Source organism: Labrenzia sp. R5_0 (assembly GCF_017743835.1).
Taxonomy (GTDB): Bacteria; Pseudomonadota; Alphaproteobacteria; order Rhizobiales; family Stappiaceae; genus Roseibium; species Roseibium algicola.
On the sequence record NZ_JAGHRK010000002.1, the window covers coordinates 22,361 to 42,345 of the forward strand.

The window sequence follows — 19,985 nt, forward strand, 5'->3', positions numbered from 1 at the left end:
TTGCGCCGGCGGACTGGAGCAGAGGCTGCGCCATTATTCGCCGATGAACTTGTCGTATTGCGGGAAACCGGCGGTGGTGTACATGGACCGCACCAGGTCATAGGCACCATCTTCGATCGCCACCAGATCCATTCCCGAATACTTGTCGTTTTCCTCGTGCTGCAGGATCGCGGCGATGATCGACTTCTTGTTGTCGAGGATCGCCTGACGCAGGCTTTGCGCTGTCGCAGGATCGACATGGGCTCCGGCCATGATCATGTCGTTCGGCAGATCGCCGGAACGGGCGATCACCCGGAAAAAGCCGTTCGGGACGCTGTCATCCTTGTTGCGGGTGCCAATCCACGAATTGTGATTGATCCCGATGGCGGCAACATCACCCTTCTTCAAGGCTTCATGCGCAATGTTGCGCGAAGTATGCAGCTTCTCGATGTCCTTGACTGGATCGACGCCATAATCGGCCATCAGCTGCATCGGGCACAGCATGTTAGAAGTGGAACCGATATCACCGAAGGCCACCTTCTTGCCCTTGAGATCGGCCGGCCGCGTGAAACCACTGTCGGCTCGTACGACGACGGCACAGAAGTAATCCGGACGGCCAAGACCTATGAGGGGACGGGCTTCGGTCAGTTTGTTGATCACGATGTACTCGGCGGGACCGGTTACGACAAAGTCGACGCGTTTGGCGCGCAAGGCTTCAGCCGCCGCGGTCCGGCTGGTAACCGGGAAAAACTCGAAGGTGTGGTCTGTTGCATTTTCAAGGGCGTTCTTGAACGGCCCCCATTCAACCTGCAGCCGCTCCAGGCCCTCAACATCGGTAACGGCCAGTTTGAACGTGTCGGCCAGGGAAGAAGACAGGGAAACGGCAAGAACGGCAGCCGCGAGTGCGGCGGATTTCAAAAAGCGCATGACAGGAACTCCTCAGACAGCCGAAACAAAGCCGGCAAGGCAACAGGAGCGTAACGACAAGCGCACCGCGGAACGTGACTGTATTATGTAAATTTTACGAAATTTACATCAGAGAAAGATGGATCTACGAAGCAGAAAATTTCTTTAACTTCGAACTTCCAGACAAATCTTGATCTTATTTGTTTTCCGGCAAATTTTCTCGATGCCTCTGTCGTAAAACTTCATAAAAGTATAATCGTATAGACATCTGTTCTCGGCACATGTCTGCTAGTTCGCTCTCCGTTTTTCGGAGGGCCCGATGCTGGTCATTGAGCAATTATCTAAAGTCTTTGGAGACCTGACCGCGGTGGACAGTGTCTCCCTCGCCATTCCCAAGGGACAGATGGTCGGCGTGATCGGCCGGTCCGGTGCCGGCAAGTCCACGTTCCTGCGCATGATCAACCGGCTGGCCGACCCCAGCCGGGGGACGATCCTCAACGAGGGAAAGAACATCACGGCCCTGAAGGGTCGCGATCTGCGCCTTTGGCGCGCGTCCTGCGCCATGATCTTTCAGCAGTTCAATCTCGTCGAGCGCATGGATGTGCTGACCAATGTCATGGTTGGCCGTATCGCCCACACTGGGTTCCTGCGCTCCATGACACGATCCTTCACTGACGAAGACCGCGCCCGCGCCATTGAAGCCCTGGACCGGCTGGACCTTGTACCCCAGGCGCTGCAACGCGCGGGAACCCTTTCCGGCGGACAGCAGCAGCGCGTCGCCATCGCCAAGGCGCTGGTGCAGAACCCGCGCATCATGCTGGCCGACGAACCGATTGCTTCACTTGATCCGGCCAACGCCAGCCGTGTGATGGACGCCTTGCGCGAAATCAACCGGACGGACGGTCTCACGGTGCTGGTCAATCTGCACACGCTCGACACCGCCCGTGCCTACTGCGACCGGATCATCGCAATGAAGGACGGGCGGGTTCAGTTCGACGGCACGCCGGACACCCTGACCAGTGAAAGGGTTCGGCAAATCTACGGATCCGACGATCTTTCCGGTGACATCAACGAAGCAGTCACCTCCACCTCCCTTTCGACAACCACTTCCCGGCCACCGATGAAGGCTGTCGGGGCCTGACCTTCGCGAAGCGGATCATCCGCTCTCGCTCTTGAAGCGGCCTTTGCCGCGCAAATCGCCGGATCTGCCGGCACCAAAGGAGACTTGAGATGAAGGCCATTTTTGCAGCAGCCGTTTCCGCTGCCGTTCTTGCAGCCTCCCCGGCCCTGGCGGACAGCTGGAAGGACCAGTACAAGACAGTCAAGTTCGGCATTCTTTCCGGTGAAAACGAAAAGGACCGGATTGCCCGTTACACGCCTTTCGAAAAGTACCTGGAGAACGAACTCGGCGTTGATGTCGAAATCTTCACCGCCGGATCCTATGACGGCGTGATCCAGGCCATGGCGGCCGACCAGATCGAATTCGCCTTCTTCGGTTCGTCTTCCTATGCCGCTGCCTACACGGAAACCAACGGCGGTGTCGTTCCGCTTGTCTCCCGCCTGCAGAAGGACGGTTCCACCGGTTATTTCTCGGTCGTCGCCGTGCGTTGCGACAGCGGCTACAAGACCCTTGACGACCTGAAGGGCAAGACACTGGCTTTTGCCGATCCGGACAGCACGTCCGGTTACGCCGTGCCTTACTTCAACCTCAGCAAACAGGGCTACGAGCCGAAAACCTATTTCGGTGCCATTCCCTTCTCCGGAGCCCATGAAACCGGTGTGCTTGGTGTCTACAACAAGCAGTACGACGCTGCCGCTACCTACATCACCAACGAGGAAGACGGCATTCCGCAGCGCATGGTCACCAAGGGCATGATCGAGAAGGACTCGATCTGCACCATCTGGAAATCACCGGAAATCACTTCCGGTCCGCTGGCTGCCCGCAGCAACCTGCCTAAGGGCCTGATCGATGCCATGCGCACCGCGGTCATGGAAATCCCGGAAAAGGATACGCTGGCCTTCATCGAAATGACCGGCGGCGAAGACAGCACCCAGGAAGCGTGGATCGAGGTTGATCACGACCGTTACCAGTGGATCGTCGAAATGCGCGACTGGCTGAAGAAACAGCGCCGCGGCGGCTGACTTTTCAGAGCGAGGGAGGAAACCGGCTGATCCGGGTTTCTCCCGACGACCCGACCATCGTCATCCCGGGCGGCACTTCGCGTCTCCCGGGATGACGCCTGGATAAACTTGTGGCGCAGAAAGCTGCGGCGTCAGCGCCTCCTGCCCAAAATCATCGGAACTAGAGGCATGACAGCGCTCTCCCCTGCCATTGACCGGTTCGAAATCGATTATGCTGCCGCCCGCCGGTCAGCCCTCCGGGTAAACCTCGTCTCGACCACGGTCTTCGCACTCTGCTTCTTCGCAACAGCGTGGTTAGGCGGTTTCTTCGACATGACCGACGTCACCCTGCCCGATGGCGACCGTGTGTCCATGTGGAAGATCTGGGCAGGTTTGCCACGGCTTGGAGAGTATCTCTACAAGACCTTGCCGGAGCTTCACCGCGAGACACTCGGGGCGGATCTTGCCGGTTGGTTCTGGCGCTGGAAGGTCTGGCTCTGGCTGCTCCTGGAAACGATCCTGATTGCCTATATGGCAACATTGCTTGGCATCATCGGTGCGTTTCTCCTCAGTTTCCCGGCGTCACGGAACCTCTCCCCCAACAGACTGGTCCTGAATGTCACCCGCCGGTTCCTGGAAATCATCCGGACGGTTCCGGATCTCGTCTGGGCCCTCATTTTCGTTTTCTGTTTTGGCGTCGGCCCGCTGGCCGGTGTTCTCGCCATCGGTCTTCATGCCACCGGCGCTCTCGGCAAGCTCTATTCCGAAGCCAACGAAAATGCCGACATGCGCCCGCTCGAAGGCATCAAGGCGTCGGGCGGCACCTGGTTCGACCAGATCCGCTACGGCATCGTGCCCCAGGTTGTCCCGAACATCATCAGCTACACGCTGCTGCGGTTCGAGATCAACGTACGGTCCTCCTCCATCATCGGCTTCGTCGGCGCAGGTGGCCTGGGCCAAGAGATCCGCGTGGCAATGTCCCTGCAGGAATACACCGATCTTTCGGCGCTGTTCCTGATCGTCTTCCTCACCGTGATCGTCATCGACATGCTGAGCGAAAAGGTGCGTCACCGCATCATCGGCCTGACCGGAAAAGGCATCTGATCATGACCGTACAACGTCCAGATATCGCCCGCGCCAGAACGCTCGTGCCAGGCGCCTTTTCAAAACCGCTCCGGACGCGTCTGATCCGCCTCGCCGGTTGGTCGGCTTTCCTTCTTTTGACCGGCTGGTGCCTGTGGGACTTCGGCTTTGCGCCTGAAAAACTCCTTCACGGAGCGACCCGCTTTGGCGATGTGCTCGCCTTCATGTTTCCACCCCACATCTGGACAAGCTGGGCGGAATGGCAGGAAGTTCTGAAAGGTCTCGGGGAAACTGTCGCCATGGCGTTCATGGGCACGCTTCTGGGAGCCCTGGTTGCGTTTCCACTGGCATTCCTGGGCGCCAAGAACATCCTGCCACTGTCCTGGCTCCGGCTCGGTGTCAGGCGCGGTTTCGACGCCCTGCGGGCAATCGAACAGCTGATCCTCGCACTCGTCTTCATCCGCGCCTTCGGCCTCGGGCCGCTGGCCGGCATTCTGGCCATTGCGGTTTCGGAAGTCGGCACGTTTTCGAAGCTCTTTTCGGAAGCCATAGAGAACACCAGTCAAAAGCCGGTCGAAGGCGTGCGCGCTTCCGGCGGCGGCAGCCTGCAGACAATCCGCTTTGCGGTTCTGCCGCAGGCCCTGCCGGTGATCCTGTCGATCATCCTCTACAATTTTGAATCCAACACCCGCACCGGCACCATCCTTGGCATTGTCGGCGCCGGAGGCATCGGCTTCCTCCTCGCCGATCGAATCCACGCCTACCGCTGGCCGGAAGCCTGGACGATCATTTTCCTGATCATCTTCATGGTCTACCTGATCGACGGCTTCTCCGGTTTCCTGCGGCGGCGGATCATCGGCCTGGAACCGGGGCGAAAGTAATTTACACCTGGGGGAGAGGCAGCGTTTTTCTCCTCCCGCCGAGTTTCCTTTTTCCGCTGCATGCCTCCCAATCAGCAAGACCTCGGAAAATCCTGATCAACGCCTCATGCTCACCTCGGAAACGGCATGGATGCCATGGTCAAGCCATGGCATCCATGCCGTGACCTCACCACACGATCAGTCCCCAAAAAGGCAACGCACATCAAACAGTCGAATGATCAGAGCACCCGCTGTCCGTTCCGCCAGGCCTGCTTGATGAAGGGATGTCCGTTGAGGACGCCGACATGAAGCAGGTCGGCGCGTTTTCCTTCTGCGATCTCGCCTCTGTCTGACAGTCCGGCAACCTCGGCCGGGGTTTTCGAAACCATCCGGATAGCTGCCGGAAGGTCGGCGTGGAACGCATCGTCCAGCCCCACAAGAAACGCACAGTCGAGCAGCGAGCGCGGGACGTAGTCCGAAGCCAGGATGTCGACGAGATCTTCCGCCAACAGTGCGCTGACCGCGATGTTGCCCGACTGGGACCCGCCGCGAATGACGTTGGGCGCACCACCGACGACGTGCATTGCGTGGCTCTTGGCCTTGCGGGCTGCCTCCAGTGTGCACGGAAACTCCGAAACGCTGATACCCTCGCCGAGGGCTTCGTCGATGTGTTCCAGTTCCGTATCGTCGTGACTGAGCAGCGGCAGCTTGTATGCATGCGCCAGCGCGACCACAGCCGGACGAACCTTCGAGCTGATTTCATCGGAGAAGTTCAACAGTTCCTGCGTCTCACGCTCGGCAACGGCACGTGTTTCGCCCGTGTCGGCCATGCGGCGGTGAATATAGGCCTCGACGTCCTTGCTCTGGCGTCGGCCCGGCAGGTGTTCCATCACCGACACCATGCGCACGATGTCCTTGCCGATGTTTTCTTCCGTCAGACGCGTGGTCTCGCCATCTGTAATCTCGCAGCGCAGGTGCACCAGATGCTCCGACTTGAGCATGCCTCCGGACTGAAGCGTTTCCAGGGCGTCGATCATTGGCGCCAGGATTTCGCGGCGCTCCGGGTTCTTGATCGTCGCCCCCACGCAGAGGCTGTCGAACACGGTGGTGATGCCGCTGCCGATGATCTGAGCATCATGGGCCATCGCCGCTCTGAGCGGATCCCAGCGCACATGTGCACGCGGAAAGACATGCTTTTCGAAGTGGTCGGTGTGAATGTCGACCACCCCCGGCAGCAGGTAATCAGCCTCGAGATCGAACCCGGCTTGCGGCGCGCTGCCCTGGTCCACCGAGACAATCCCGCTTTCGGAAAAGGCAATGTGACCACTGACGACTTCATCGGCGAGCACCAGCCGGGCGTTTTTCAGAACTGTCAGGGCACTGCCGGAGGGCACGCGATTGTCGGCATAAGTCATGGAAACTCCTTCCGGCGAGCAGGTCGAACGAATTCGAGGATGGCCCGGTAGCGGACCGCAATGAGATGTGACACCGCGAGAGCGGGAGTGAACTGGGGCCGGAAGCAAACGCGTTTCCGGTTGATCGACCGATGATCTAGCGCTCTTTCGGGCGCAAATTGTGACAGTCGTTCAACGGATCCATGACAATCCGGAAAAATCTGCAGATTGCAGGCGAAGGGATGGATTAGCAGGGTCGGACACAAAATCTGCGCTCAACCGGCTGGAAAGGCAAGAGCACAGGGAAGAATGACAGGTCAGAAAGGGAACCTCGAACCAAGCCGCCGTTCAAGTGGGCCAAAGGCCGGTAGCGCAACAAACCATGGTGCGGGCGACGGGACTCGAACCCGTACAGCCTAGGGCCGAGGGATTTTAAGTCCTAGTTACAGACTTGCAACTTACTGTTTTATATATGTATTTTGTCAAATATTGTGTGTATGTGTAAGATACTGTGTAAGAGTTTTGACACATAAATCAGAAAGTTGCCGCAAAAAGCAGCACCCAAAGGCTCTGCAAAAAAAGCGCCTGCGGTGCGCGCGCCGCCACCAATCCATTTGCCCTTCCCAAGCAAGTCACAGGTCCCGGCAGGCAGGGTCAAGGCCTTGCCGCGCAAGCGGGGCCGAACGGCCGCCTTGACGCTGACAACGGGCCTGTCACTTAAAAATCAGGCAAATGAACCGATGCTGATGAAAACGGACGAACCGCAGACGGCGGTTGGGATTGCTTGCCCAGCCCACGCAGCACACCGGAAGCGGTGTGCAATAGTGAACTTCTGTTGGAGGCGAAAACGCTAATCGACAGAGATACCTTCAGATTGGGCTTTGTCCAAAATTTCAAGCAATATGAAACTCTGCTTTTCTGTTGGAGTCTTGGCAGGCACCTGGGTGGCAATCCGCAGAATTCCAACCTCCTTCTCGTTGAACAGCTTTCGACGATTGCCTTCCTCAAGAATTTCCCCCCACTTCCGGGCAGAAACCTTCAACACAGCAATCTGTGCCTCAATACCGTTGTCTATTTTTTGAGTTTTCTTAGCTTCACGAACTTCGCGTTTTTGCTCATCCTGCGTTTTCAGGCTGTCAAAAAACGCTTCAGGCAGCAAATCCTCAAGCCGGGAAATGTCACCCTGGATCCGTGTCCAGCAGGCATCCTTTTTACACCACTCCGAGATGTTCGATATGCCGCCAGGCGGATTGGAAATGAACTCGTTTACAAACTCACCTGCAATGGCAAGCGCACTGTCCAGGTAAGAAGGAACTGCCTGCAAACGCCAGATGAAGTCGATGTCGAGAGACTTCTCCTTACGTTTACAGCACTCCGCAAGAGCCGCTATTGCATAAGCAACAATATTTGCCCGATATCCACCATTGTACCATGGTTGATCAGAAATAATTCTTTCGGCTCTTCGAAAAATAATTGCTCTTACAACAGCACGTTTGAAATAAAGTTCATTGAAAAAGTCCGGTGATTTTTCCCAGGCTTTGCCGATCCGCATCGCATATTTGGCGAAGTTCTTCTGAGCGCCAAGATTGACCCATTTGGGATGGTCATCCCAGACGTTCTCAAACTTTGCGAGATCCGTTTTGGTGAACATCTGCGATTTCGGAGTCTCAGCGAGGAATTTCTTTTTCTGCGCCGCAGTGAGTTTGGATTGCGCGTCAGCAAACTGGCCTCGGGCGCGCTCGTAAAACCACTTGGTTTCGCGTTGAGACCCTTGCTGGGCCGGTGCCCAGATCCTGCGTGAAAAATCCTCCATACGCACATGAAACGGATGGTTTGAGAAGAAATCCGCAGCATTCACCTTATTCTGCGTATTCGCATACTCGGAAATGCGGGGAACGACCTCTTCACTTTTTTCATCGTCAATAACGGTAAGCTTCATCTGCACAAAGACCTTGCCCAGATCGGCTTTGTCTCCGCGCCTCGTGTGAAACAGAGAGGCCGTGGTCTGACCGCCGTTCACAATCTGGAGGTCTTTGATACCGTCGATGACAAGTCCGTCATCGGTATTCCTTGACGTCACGCTCTCGGCGGTTGCCGTTAAACCGTTGTTGTACGCAAAGAACATCTGGGGTTCTGTCAGTATGGTCGTTCGGATCCCCTTGTTTACCTTTGCTCGTGCCTGAAGAAAGCTGCGAACGTTCCTCTCAAGCAGTCGGGCGCCATACTTTTCATAGAGATCCGCCAGAATGTTTCCCGGAATGACCAGGAGATAGGATTTGTAGATTTCAGATCCCAGATGAGCGGGCAAACAGGCGATCGACTGTCCGAATGTACCCGGGAAATCAATCTCAAGGGCTTCCTTGTGTCCCCGTGAGCTCTGCTGCCGCTGCAGGCGGGAAATATCCCAGATCTGGCGTGTAACGGGAATACCTTCCACAATGACATCATCCAGATCCTGAAATCTGTCGCTGAGTGTCCGCTCGGAAAGCAGATAGCATTCCACGCGCCGGATTGAGCTCCTGCGATCGAAGAGCTGCCTTGCCAGATCATATTCAGGGGTGGTGACATCCAGCTCCTGATAGAGCTTTCCACGGAGGCTGGCGTCTAGAAATCCTGACAACCGTCTAAACGCGGTCTCCACATCCGTCTTGGTGAGAGTGGCCAGTTCTGTTCGGAACTCAAAATCCGCGATGAAAAGACTCAACAGCCCTTCGTCATCAAACCAGAAGCCGTCCACACGCATGCCGCGGCTTCGATAGTGGCACCCGGAAAAATCCTCAATGGTTCCGCCTTCGCGGAGCTCATCCGTCATGAGCGTCATAAACGACGAAAGCTGAAAGTCCTGATTCACCTCGGCATCGACCATCAGCCGCTGGCGAAAATCATGAAAAAATTCTTCGGTTGTCTGATCCATCTCAGGTCCAAACCTCCGTCTCATCACACTTGTGACCTTCAATGACCTCCAGCTGGATATCGTAGTTCAGGCGGGCAAGCCCCGCCGGAATGGCTGATCTGACCAGTCGTGGAAAGTATTCCTCCACCCTATAGAATTGCATGTCCGCCACGATGAATGCCGGCTCGTCGTAGTCCGGCAACTCGAAATAGCCGATGGACGATATCTTTCTGCCGAATTCATTCAAAGCCGCAGGATCTGTGATTTCTCCTTCGACGATCCGAACAAGTTCATTCAGAGAATGAGCATGCGGTCCATGTTCCGGAGCGGTCACTAGACGAACAACCGCCAGGTAAAGACGATCACTTAATGCTTCGAGCTGATCTTCGGAAGTTATCCGTACTGAGTTGCGTTCTCTCCCGCTTATGGCTTTCGTCTCGATCGCCAAATCGCGCAACTGAAAATCCTGATGAACCTTATCCGGTCCGCACCATGCCGACACTGCCTCCGACGGATTGCCGGTAAAAGCCAGAACCTTTCGCAAAATCCAGAGTTCAGCAAACAGGCCGCGCACTTCGCTATCGCTTAGCTTGCGGCTCCTTTTCCCGGACAGGAACGTCCGCCAGCGCATGATCTGACTGCTGGTAATTCCAAAGGCATTGGAAGAGTCTTCCGCAAGTTCAAGAGCGGCGATCACAGAACGGCAGAAACTGTAGAAAAGGTCGGCGTTGACATGTTCTTCCAGCGTAATGACGATGACCTGCACGTTGTCGATCAGCCGAAGATCAACAGCCATCCCCCGCACGGAAAGGTCCAGCCTTTTGAATTCTCTGGCATAGTCGCCATCAAGCTCAATGATCAGCACATTCTGTGACTGAGTGTCCTTGCCCCATGAGACAGGCACGACCGTATCTGCGGACGCGAGGCGTTTGTTAAACCCGGTGGGAGGCCGCTTGATATCAGCCCAAGGCAATTGACTAGTCATCAAAATCCTCTTCATCCTCGGGAAGATCGTTCGGCTCTCCAACCATTTTTTCCAGCCAGACTCGGTTGACCACCACGGAAATCTCTTTTTCAAACAAACCGTCAGGATAACTGAGACCGAATGCCGGGATCTGCCGCCCTGGTTCCAGTCCGGTACCTGTGATTTTCAGCATGTGCAGCATAAGCAGCGGTTTGTTGCGGACGCGCCGGTAATACCGGTCGGAGACGTTGCTGTTTTTGTTCTTCTCGTCCTGCCGAGCGTCCTGTTCCGCCTCGTCAATCTGAGGCTTGGTGAGGCCCAGCATTTCATCGCCACGGCTGGCAACACGGTCCTTGTTCATCCTGACAAGGCCGGGAACAGCAGGGTCGTAAAGAACCTTTCGCTCCTGATATCCAAGCTTGAAATTATCAAGATCCGCGTCATTTCCAGGCGGAGAAATCAGAAGCACATCGCCGGTCTTGAACTGGTCCGCAATGGCGTGGAGATATTCCAGAGCATATCGTTTCTTTTCCAGAAAATCGGAATGGACCTGGAAGCGGCCCAGAAATTCCTCGATCTCTGAGACCTCCACATCACACAGAAACAGCCCCTTTTTCGTCGGCGTGATCGCACCCGAACCTTTTCCGAAACCGGATTGCCAGTATTCGGTGATCAGATCGGTGTTGCTTTGCGTGATTTTTTCATCCAGTGACAGCGCCGTCGATTCAATAAGGCGGCCGCTGTAGTTCTGCTGAATAATATATTCCTTGCCGGCTCTCATCTTGTTGGCGGCAGTAATCAGAAGACTGTCGGGATGAGCCTGAACATAGAGGCCGAAATCGATAGGGCTCAGGTTCTGGAGGCGCATCCGACGAATCTGCTGTCTCAGTTCATCGGCAGCTTCCGCAATATGGGCGTACCAGCGAATGGAATCCTGCGAGAGATAAACACGGCACAGGTCTTCAAACCCGGGTCGGTACCCGAACCATCTCCCCATCTGCATGAGCGTGTCATACATCCTGGTGTTCCGGTACATATAGCTGACAGTGAGCCCTTCAATTGTAAGTCCGCGCGAGAGACTTAATCCGCCTATGGCCACTGCTGTAAGACCGACACCTTCTTTGGCGTACTTTCGGTAATCCAAAGCCTCATCCGACTTACTGTTGACCACAAACAGCTTCAACCCGCTCATCACGTTGTTGAGCTCGGTCTTGACCTGAGGCCAAGTCACTTCAGAACCGGAAAATTCCTCATCAAACACCTCCTTCAGAGCAGCCATGTGAGCATTGGCTGAGGAGACTTTTTCCGGCATGGCGTAGTTTGTGCTTACCGCATCCTTCAACTTCTTCTCGTAAATGCTCAGAAAATTTCGAATGGTTTTCTGAACATCAACAAACCGCGATGTGTTGATAAGCATCGAACAGTGTTTGTTTCTCTGCCCTCTGAGGTTTCGAATTGCACGGGCAACGATGAAAACGCGCAGCGCCCTGTACAGAGAGGGCGGGAGATCTGTTATCTGATCGTCTTTTTTGTGTGTCAGACGAAGATAATCTTCTCCATCCTGAATCGGGCGAAGAATCCGGTCACTGGTCTGTTCGTCGAGGAATACCGTCCGGGGACCGAAGTATGACGTCGGCGCGTCGAGAGAATAAATGAAATCTCTCGGGAAAAGCTCTTCCCGAACGTCGTTGTCGTATGCGTCCGGATCAATGAATATGTTGGCAAATGGCGTCGCTGTGTATCCGACGTAACATTTTTTCGCAAACAACGAGAGAATGTTGCGGATTTCGCGGTTGGTTCTGGTTGGTTTGAGATCCGGCTTGTTCGTATTGATGGAAGCATTGTCAGCTTCGTCATCAATCATAAGCATAGGCACGTCCGTTATCTGTCCGCCACCTTTCGCGTTCATATCGCGGAGCCACCCGTACAACTGGGTTAGCGTGGAAACATTCTTTTTGATGACAAAGACGATCGGTTTGCTGAAATCGTTCAGCTGCCACCCGCTCTGATTTGCAGTTTTTTTGCTGAAGTCATCGTGTATGGTTGTTACAGTCACCGGGTGCGGGTAATCAGGATTGTTCAATCCCACACCGACCGGAATACGATCCAGCGGATCGCTGGATTTTCCGACAAACCCCTCGTCGATCCGTTCCTGGGTCTGGCTGCGCAGGTTGTTGTGAATGCCTGCGATTACAATAATAAACTTGTATCCCGCATCTGCTGCTCTGGCGATGAGAGCCAGATAGTTGGCGGTTTTTCCTGATTGAACGTGCCCGATGACCAGACCGCGCCGGTCCCATGCTCCCTCACTTCTGGGGTCCTGCAGATGTCCAAGGATCCTGAGTGAAACATCGCTGAGTGACTGGACAACATCGGGGGCCCAGCCTTCTGAACGCAGGTGCTTTTCATAGGCATCCGCATAGTCCCATGAAACGTCGTCGCGTTTTTCAATCCACTTTTCATCATGTTCTGCAGTGGTATCAACCAGTGAAATGCCGGAACCCATCCGTGTGTCGACAGCAAACATTGCCTCAACAACCACGCTTCCTATGTCTCCGGTAAAATTGAATACAGACGCCAGTGCAACGGCTTTCTGCTCCACGACTTCCTTCGTTGGCGGTTCGTCAAGGAGCGACAGCGCACTGATCAGTGCTGAAGTAAAATTTTTCTGATCAAATGCGTTGCTGATTTTCATAAAAACTCTTTCTTCATAAAAATTTCGACCAGTTTCTCATTTCTGTCAAACATTCCAGAGGTTCGGACGATTTCAAGAAACTTTTCCGGATCAATTTTTGCATTCTGTTCAAGAACATGCTTCAGAGCGTACAGCTTTTCTGAAACCTCATCTTCAGCAAGCATGTATGCGTCCATCATGCGCGGATGCGTTGAATAATCAGAGTAAATCATTTCCAGATTCAGCGAGGAGGCGATCATCTCCGTTATGAGAAGAAACGATCGCTGCTGTTCAGCGGTGAGATTCTCTCTGAATTCGGACAGCACCGGGTGTCCCTGGTTCACCGTATACCGAACCGAATGCTCATCGGCATACCGCTCCCAGAGTGGCGCCTGAGCTTCCTGATAGAGTTTCACGCCGCGTTTCCGGTGAACGTTTGTGCTTCTGCCTGAAATCCGTGAAATGATCTGTCTCAGCCGTTCTCGAACCTGACGGGGCGGGCTGGCCCGTGATTTCTTGATATCAATCGTCCAGAGCTCGTCCAGACTGTTGGGAAAATCAATCTGCACACGGGCAAGTTTGGTTGCTTCCCCTTTGGGGATGAGTCGAAACCAATCCCCCCACGCCATCAGGCGGCCGTTGCGATAGACATACGCACCCTGGTTCGAGATGAAATCACTTCGGTTCTGATAATAGTCGTATTCCGAAGCGGACAGGTTGCTGTGGTGAGGCAGGATATACGGTTGAATCTTTACGGGTGTCTCACCCACATACACAACTTCCTCTGCCAGTGTCTGCGTTTTCCGGTTGAAACGACAAAACGGATCGAAAGACGCAACAGGGTGACCGTTCAATGTGATGCTGAGTTTTTTGAAGCCGGCTATTTCACCGGCAAGAAAACGATGAAAGACCAGTGCGAGATGCCGTTCAACCAGAGTAAGCTTCGCTGACACGATCTCATCACGGGTATGCCCCGTTTCACTTTCGAACAATCGATCAAGCTGCTGCCAGACGACGAGTGTTCCTGAAGGTCCCAGAAGTTCCCTGTAGGGCGTTTCTTCTATCTCTTCATCATCGAGAACACCGAGCAGCCAGTCATTTTCCCTGTCAACGACCCCGAGATCCCATTCGGCTCCTGCACGAACTCCGTTTTTCGAAGCAATCACCGAAAGTTTTCGGCACTGTGAAAATGAAGCTGTCTTCAGACCGAGCCCGAACCGCCCGAGGTCCTTTGCAGATCTCGACTGCCTCGGATCGAGCGCGCCGTGACGCATGGCTTCGATCAGTTCCTCTGACGTCATCCCGCAGCCATTATCCGCAATTGCAAGAACCGGCGTATCCGTGCTCAGGTCACAGATGATTTCAATTCGATCCGCTCCTGCGGTTATGCTGTTGTCGATAATGTCGGCAATCGCCGTTTCCAGCGAATAACCCAGATCACGCATCGAAGAAGTAAGTGACGATGCTCGCGGCGGGAGCGCCCGGAGTTTGGGCATTACCGTCCTCCTTCCAGCTTTTCGGAAATCTCGGAAAGGACCCCGTCCGGATCTTTCTCCAGCTCACATTCCCAGACAGTGAGAGGCTCCCAGCCTGCTTTCTTTATCTCGGATATGTTTTTTTGATCACGGGCAACCGTGGCTTCAAACTTCTCCGTCCAGAAGTCCGTGTTTGACGATGGCATAGTCGCCTTCGGACAACCCGGATGGCGGTGCCAGTAGCAGCCGTGCACAAAGATGGCTGTCTTGTATTTCGGGAGAACGATATCGGGGCGACCGCTGAGATCTTTGCGATGAAGTCTGAAGCGATATCCCGCGCGATGCAGCATTGAACGAAGCTTAAGCTCGGGCTTGGTATTTTTCCCCCCAATTCTGGACATATTCCAGCTTCGGCGTTCTTTGCTGAGCCTGTCAGCCATGATCAGCATCAATCTGATCCAGGATTTCCGCGACAATTTCAGCGATCTGCCCCGCAAGGAAGGGTGGGACTGCATTCCCGATCTGATGGAACTGGGCCGTGCGCGGTCCTTCGAATTTGTAGTTGTCGGGAAAGGTCTGCAACCTTGCGGCTTCCCGAGGAGTCAGGCTGCGACATTGAGCCGGATCGTAATGAATGAAGTAGTGACCATCCTTGGAAATGTGAGACGTGATTGTCGTTGAGACATTATCAGCCATTTGAACCCTGAACCGATCAGAGAACATTTCTCCGGACTGGCCCTTGGCGACATTCCTGTGTTTCGGAAGCAGAAAGTCCGGAAAATCTGAAAGCTTTGAACTTCGCTTCGCCTGAGCTGCGAAAGCGGCGCAGAACAGATAACGGTGAATGTCCGATGGCATGTGCCCTCTTGCCTCGTGCCCTGTCAGCACCGACAGCCTGTCGTCATGAAGAGATTTGATCACTTTATGAGGCAGATTGGATCGCCCGGGACGAACCGTGTTTTTTCTTTCTGTCGGACCGGAGCCCAGGTTGTTAAGCACATTGCTGATTTCAGACTTCACGGCGGTGGCCAGTTTATGGCCGTTGAGATGGCGGGAAAGCGCCTTCTCATCAAACTCAGAGAGAACTGATCGCCAGGATTCCAGACTGTCTTTTTTCGAGAGGCCGCTGCGAAGCTGCGGCAGAGATCCGATGGTTTCAGAAACACTCGGCGGCTGAGACTTTTCAAGCTGGCGCGGAACGACTTTGAAATCGCGACGGACCCCTACAATGAACATGCGGTGGCGGGCCTGCGGTACACCGTATTCTTCAGCTTTCACAAGGAACTGCCGCGGATCAGCGTCCCGAGTCATTTCTCCTTCGTGGGAGAGTGAATACAGGCGATAGCCTGTACCGTTGCCCGTTCCTCCCAAAGCCTCTTCAGGATCCATCAGATCGGTCAGGATGCGATTGATGACCGGCTCACCCTGCACTTTGGCGGACAGGAGACCTTTGACGTTCTCCATCACAAAGACCGGGGGACGGTGATCCGCGATGATCTTCAGGTATTCTCTGTATAGGAAATGTCGCTCATCCTTTTCGAACTCCGGGTTGTTCATCATCCGGGAACGACCGACCAGTGAATAAGCCTGGCAGGGCGGACCGCCGATCAGTGCCCACTTGTCTTTTCCTGCCAGTTCGCGGTCGATAATGCCGCGAACACGCTCGTGTTCCTGAACTCCCAGAGAGATTCGCAGAGCGCTTTTTTCCGCGTGCAGTGCCTGTTCAGGATAGCGGGCGAACAGCTCAGCGCGGGAAATGTCACCGGAGAGATAGGAATAGTAGTCATCCGGGAAGCCATCTGGACCAAATGCACGCAAAAAGTGACGCAACTGGAGGGTCTGGTGGGAGAATTCATCCCTTTCGATGGACACTGCGTCCTGGAAACGGGCTTGCCCATTCGCGTCCGAGGTTGAAAGAAAACCTTCACCAAGACCGCCAGGCCCGGCAAACAGATCGACTACGGGATAGGTTTTTCGTGATTTCTTCATGCGTCGATCGAGATTGTATTACTTGGCATTGCTGAGATAATTGGCGAATAATCCACCAAGTGCCATATTTTTCCAGGCAATAATATTATTACTGATGAATATTGCATCGCCATCACCAACAGAGCAGCACATTCGTCGTTGAAATTAATCTATTACTTGAATTCGAACGGCTCTTTCCAGATTCAAATCAAGATAGGAAAGTACGTCCTCCTCCTCCGGAATCAATTCTTACTTCCGACATATTTCAACCACAAGTGCGATCGCATAAATTATCGCTCCCTCTCCGGCTCCCGCCAGAACCTGTCCGTCTCCCGATCACGTTCGTTAGAGCTACGCTCGCGAGACTTCTCCAAAACACGTTCCAGATCCCATTCCTGCGTCACCAAACCGTAGTGTTCGCGCATGGCATCGGGCAGCTGCTGCAGGTGTTCCAGCGCCTTCTTGCGATTTCCCTCGGCCAGTAGCCCTCCCCGCATCCAGCCATAATGCCAATGCCGTCCGAAAAAGGCGTCTTCCTGTTGAAGGGTTTGTATTGCGGCTTCGATGCCACGCCTGCTGACAAGATTGCCGTATGACCTGAGCGCCCGGTCTCCATCCTCAAACGTTTCCCGGAACAGCCGCACAAGCCGTTCCGTGGCGACTTCCCGCTTCGCCCGGATGGCTTCGAGCTTCTGCTCAAGGTGAGAAAGTGAAGTTTGTTTGCCGACATGCCAAATCTCCCGCAAAATATTGGCATGATCCGCTGGATTGCCAAACTGAAAAACCTTCCGGTTCTCCGGAAGGTCTTCCAGCATGACCAGGAACCGGAACTCCCGATCTCAGAATTCCTCCGCCAGAGCGTCCTGACCGCCGCAAAGCGTTTCCCAAACGACAAGGTCCATCAGGAAATCATGGCCGAGAACGAGCTGTTCATGCGCGACGTTCTCGGTAAGCGCAAACACGACGCGTAAGACTGAAAAGAAACTGGTTTGGCAAAAACTTAACGATCCAACTTTGAATGGTCTCAACAGTGATGCGTCAGATGAACGCACAAGCTATTTGTTCTGCCAAATAGCTTGATAAATTGATCGCGACTTCGCCCTATCAAACGAACGCAACACGTCAGAAAAAATCAACTCATCTCCGACACACTATTTCACCAAATGAAATATCATATCACCATTTACTATGTAGATCTTATCTAGCACTTGCAGTTTTCTTTTCCGCCTGAGGCCAAATTCCGTCTTTAGATTTGTGTATTAGAGAACTGAGAAACTCGCGAATGAGTTTTGTTTCTTGCGGTTTTCTTGCTGTGTGAGGTAATCCGCGTATTATTTTCAACCTACCGGTAGACTTCAAGTTTGCCTTCAGTGCATGCAACGCTTCAGGCGGGCAGGTCGTATCTAAATCTCCACCGGCAAGATATGTTGGAACATTAATTAAGATTTCATCTTTCAAAAAGTCGTATTTTAGAACGTCATCAACGAAGTACTGACCAATTTCTCCCTCGTTGTTCGTTACTTCATCAAATTTTACGAAACTACCTATTGCTTGAAGCCGCTCATAACTTCCTGGCTTACTAATTCGGAAATTATGCAACCAAATTTCTCCAGAAACTATAGGAGCAAAAGCAATAATAGAATTAATTAATTTGCGATTTCGGCTCTGCACCACGAATGCAGCAGAAGCACCCATGCTAAAGCCGCAAACTATTACCTTCCCATCAAACTTCAATTCTTTGCGGCACCAGGAAATCACATCTTCTAAATCGTTTGCATGGCGAGTGAGTGAAGCATATTTTAAATTCCCTCCACTGTTCCCAAAAGAGTTGGTAGCGTCGTAAGTCAACACATTGCAACGATAGTCAGCAAATGTGGCGGCAGCTTCTTGTATCTGCGCCTGCCTGGAGGAGCCACCGAGACCATGAACAACTATCACCAATCTATTTTCCAAAGGTCCTGTCGTTCGCAAAGTTCCAAAAATTGGAAGATTATCGCGGTTCAGCAGTTGGAAAGATTCCCCGCTACTGTTTTTCTTCTGTAAGGAAATTACATTCTTTGAAATCATGTCGATCAAGCTCCTGCCGAATAAAAATCAGGTTTGATGATCGTATTAGCTGGAAGAAAGCCTTTTCTTACACACACACCTGGATAAACGACTGAATCTTTAGCAAGAAGCGTGCCCGGAGATAACACGCTATTCGATCCTGTTTTCACGTTATCACCAATTATCGCACCAATTTTACTCAACCCAGTATCCACTTTCACGCCGTTTATCTTAATGCCTATATTGTGCGGCAGCCCTTTTTTTGCAGAAAATTCAAAATTAGAGATGATGGTTCCGCCACCTATATTTACGTAAGAACCAATTATACTATCCCCTATAAAATTAAAATGACCCGCACTTGACCGTGGAAACATAACACTATCCTTGATTTCTGAACAATGCCCTACGACACATTCTGCCCCAATGATAGTATTGGACCTTACCAAAGCGCCGTGTCCGACGACCGATTTCCGAGAGATGATACAAGGGCCTTGCACAACTGCGCCGTGGTCAACATAAGCACCTTCCTCAATAACTATTCCATTCCCAGACAGCTTCGCAGAATCGGCAACCCTGCCTTGAATTGAATTATGAACACCGTTGATATCTAGCAAATATCGAGGAAGCTTTTTCAAAGCATCGAACAAACTATCGCCAGAAAATAACGTCTCATGAAATTCCGTTTCGGAGAAAAAATCAGAATAGACAATTGTCATTTTACTGAAAACCCCCCCGAGAGGCAGTCATTGATGACTTGATATTGGTTTTTCATCAGATTATCGGGAAGATTATTTACCTTAAACCACCTAACTTCTAAGCTGTCGTCAGAATTCGATTGCTCGAAACCTGATATCTTTCTGCATTCAACACCGACAACATACGAATGAACTTCATTTCCATCACGATATTTGAAAATAAAATCGGTCGGCGAACTGTAAATTCCAAATACCCTATCTATCGCAATCTCTAATCCGACTTCCTCAAAAGCCTCTCTTTTTACAAGTTCCTCTAAACTCTCGCCGAATTCCGCACTTCCGCCAGGAACACTCCATAAATCCGCATCATCGCGCAGGTGCAACAAAATAGACTCTCGATCTTCAGAGAAGATGCAGATCATTGCCCCGGGTACGATTTTTTTCATTTAGTTTGTTCTCCACCGGTAGACTACGAGAGGTTGAATATCCATCGTTTCTTTTCATACAAAATTCGTCAGTAATTCAACATAGAAATTATGATCTTGACCTAAATATGCGGCAGGGGCGTTGCGGGTCCTCCCGCAGAAGGGGTGGCGTAAAACCGCGCCAGCGGGTTGAAGACAGGGGAAGGCCTTCCCCTCCCAAATTCCCCACACGCTCAAACACGTTCTCAAAACCTTTCACGGCACCACGCCGCCGCTGGCCCGCCACGCGGAGCGCAGCATCATTCCTGCCTGCCTGCATCCGGTGAGCCTCCCTTAGGCGGACGGCACCCAAAGACCTGCCGCAAACGGCGTTCTGCAAGCCTGTGCTCGGGAGACCGCGCAGCGGCGGCACACGGCTTGCAGGTTGCCGGAGGCAGGTCAACGTGCCGATATCCCGCCGTGGGGCTCACCTTTCCTGCAGGCAGAACCCCATGAGGCGCGA

General features: G+C 53.2%; 17 protein-coding genes. 4 read left to right on the top strand and 13 right to left on the bottom strand.

Going from position 1 to position 19,985, the window contains the following annotated elements; all coding sequences use genetic code 11:
- Positions 1-33: 33 nt before the first annotated feature.
- Positions 34-906, bottom strand: a complete 873-nt coding sequence (locus tag J7447_RS08940) for a PhnD/SsuA/transferrin family substrate-binding protein (RefSeq protein ID WP_152506341.1) — start codon at positions 904-906, stop codon at positions 34-36.
- Between the two features lie 298 nt (positions 907-1,204).
- Between J7447_RS08940 and phnC the strand changes: the two genes are divergently transcribed.
- From phnC to phnE (J7447_RS08960), 4 genes are all read left to right on the top strand, one after another.
- Positions 1,205-2,026 (top strand): phosphonate ABC transporter ATP-binding protein, encoded by an 822-nt coding sequence (phnC, locus tag J7447_RS08945; RefSeq protein WP_209169409.1) that lies wholly within the window; start codon positions 1,205-1,207, stop codon positions 2,024-2,026.
- A gap of 89 nt (positions 2,027-2,115) precedes the next feature.
- A complete protein-coding gene (gene phnD / locus J7447_RS08950) occupies positions 2,116-3,027 on the top strand; it encodes a phosphonate ABC transporter substrate-binding protein (protein WP_209169410.1) in 912 nt (303 codons plus the stop codon).
- A gap of 168 nt (positions 3,028-3,195) precedes the next feature.
- Complete coding sequence (gene phnE / locus J7447_RS08955; RefSeq protein WP_209169411.1) at positions 3,196-4,110, top strand: phosphonate ABC transporter, permease protein PhnE; 915 nt, start codon at positions 3,196-3,198, stop codon at positions 4,108-4,110.
- A 2-nt stretch (positions 4,111-4,112) separates the two neighbouring features.
- Positions 4,113-4,970 carry a phosphonate ABC transporter, permease protein PhnE gene (phnE, locus tag J7447_RS08960; protein ID WP_209169412.1) on the top strand — a complete coding sequence of 286 codons (858 nt, stop codon included), beginning with the start codon at positions 4,113-4,115 and terminating at the stop codon, positions 4,968-4,970.
- Between the two features lie 218 nt (positions 4,971-5,188).
- Here the strand turns inward: phnE (J7447_RS08960) and J7447_RS08965 are convergent, their stop codons facing one another.
- From J7447_RS08965 to J7447_RS09015, 12 genes are all read right to left on the bottom strand, one after another.
- The gene (locus tag J7447_RS08965; protein WP_209169413.1) at positions 5,189-6,364 is read right to left on the bottom strand and encodes an alpha-D-ribose 1-methylphosphonate 5-triphosphate diphosphatase; all 1,176 of its coding nucleotides are present in this window, start codon (positions 6,362-6,364) and stop codon (positions 5,189-5,191) included.
- Positions 6,365-7,193: 829 nt separating this feature from the next.
- The gene (locus tag J7447_RS08970; RefSeq protein ID WP_209169414.1) at positions 7,194-9,257 is read right to left on the bottom strand and encodes an AIPR family protein; all 2,064 of its coding nucleotides are present in this window, start codon (positions 9,255-9,257) and stop codon (positions 7,194-7,196) included.
- 1 nt (position 9,258) lies between these two features.
- The gene (locus tag J7447_RS08975) at positions 9,259-10,221 is read right to left on the bottom strand and encodes a PD-(D/E)XK motif protein (RefSeq protein WP_209169415.1); all 963 of its coding nucleotides are present in this window, start codon (positions 10,219-10,221) and stop codon (positions 9,259-9,261) included.
- Positions 10,214-12,895 (bottom strand): Z1 domain-containing protein, encoded by a 2,682-nt coding sequence (locus J7447_RS08980; RefSeq protein WP_209169416.1) that lies wholly within the window; start codon positions 12,893-12,895, stop codon positions 10,214-10,216. The genes J7447_RS08975 and J7447_RS08980 overlap by 8 nt, the downstream gene beginning before the upstream one ends.
- Positions 12,892-14,370 carry an ATP-binding protein gene (locus tag J7447_RS08985; RefSeq protein ID WP_209169417.1) on the bottom strand — a complete coding sequence of 493 codons (1,479 nt, stop codon included), beginning with the start codon at positions 14,368-14,370 and terminating at the stop codon, positions 12,892-12,894. Before J7447_RS08985 ends, J7447_RS08980 begins: the two co-directional genes overlap by 4 nt.
- Positions 14,370-14,798 carry a very short patch repair endonuclease gene (locus J7447_RS08990; protein WP_353653762.1) on the bottom strand — a complete coding sequence of 143 codons (429 nt, stop codon included), beginning with the start codon at positions 14,796-14,798 and terminating at the stop codon, positions 14,370-14,372. The genes J7447_RS08985 and J7447_RS08990 overlap by 1 nt, the downstream gene beginning before the upstream one ends.
- Positions 14,782-16,338 (bottom strand): DNA cytosine methyltransferase, encoded by a 1,557-nt coding sequence (locus J7447_RS08995; RefSeq protein ID WP_209169418.1) that lies wholly within the window; start codon positions 16,336-16,338, stop codon positions 14,782-14,784. Before J7447_RS08995 ends, J7447_RS08990 begins: the two co-directional genes overlap by 17 nt.
- Positions 16,339-16,607: 269 nt before the next feature.
- Positions 16,608-17,132, bottom strand: a complete 525-nt coding sequence (locus tag J7447_RS09000; protein WP_209169419.1) for a hypothetical protein — start codon at positions 17,130-17,132, stop codon at positions 16,608-16,610.
- A 24-nt stretch (positions 17,133-17,156) separates the two neighbouring features.
- The gene (locus tag J7447_RS31270; RefSeq protein ID WP_286189104.1) at positions 17,157-17,279 is read right to left on the bottom strand and encodes a hypothetical protein; all 123 of its coding nucleotides are present in this window, start codon (positions 17,277-17,279) and stop codon (positions 17,157-17,159) included.
- A gap of 235 nt (positions 17,280-17,514) precedes the next feature.
- A complete protein-coding gene (locus tag J7447_RS09005; protein ID WP_209169420.1) occupies positions 17,515-18,384 on the bottom strand; it encodes an alpha/beta hydrolase in 870 nt (289 codons plus the stop codon).
- Positions 18,385-18,389: 5 nt separating this feature from the next.
- On the bottom strand, positions 18,390-19,079 hold the full coding sequence (locus J7447_RS09010) for a hypothetical protein (RefSeq protein ID WP_209169421.1): 690 nt from the start codon (positions 19,077-19,079) through the stop codon (positions 18,390-18,392).
- Entirely contained in the window at positions 19,076-19,504 is a 429-nt protein-coding gene (locus J7447_RS09015) for an NUDIX domain-containing protein (protein WP_209169422.1), read from the bottom strand. Before J7447_RS09015 ends, J7447_RS09010 begins: the two co-directional genes overlap by 4 nt.
- Positions 19,505-19,985 lie beyond the last annotated feature (481 nt).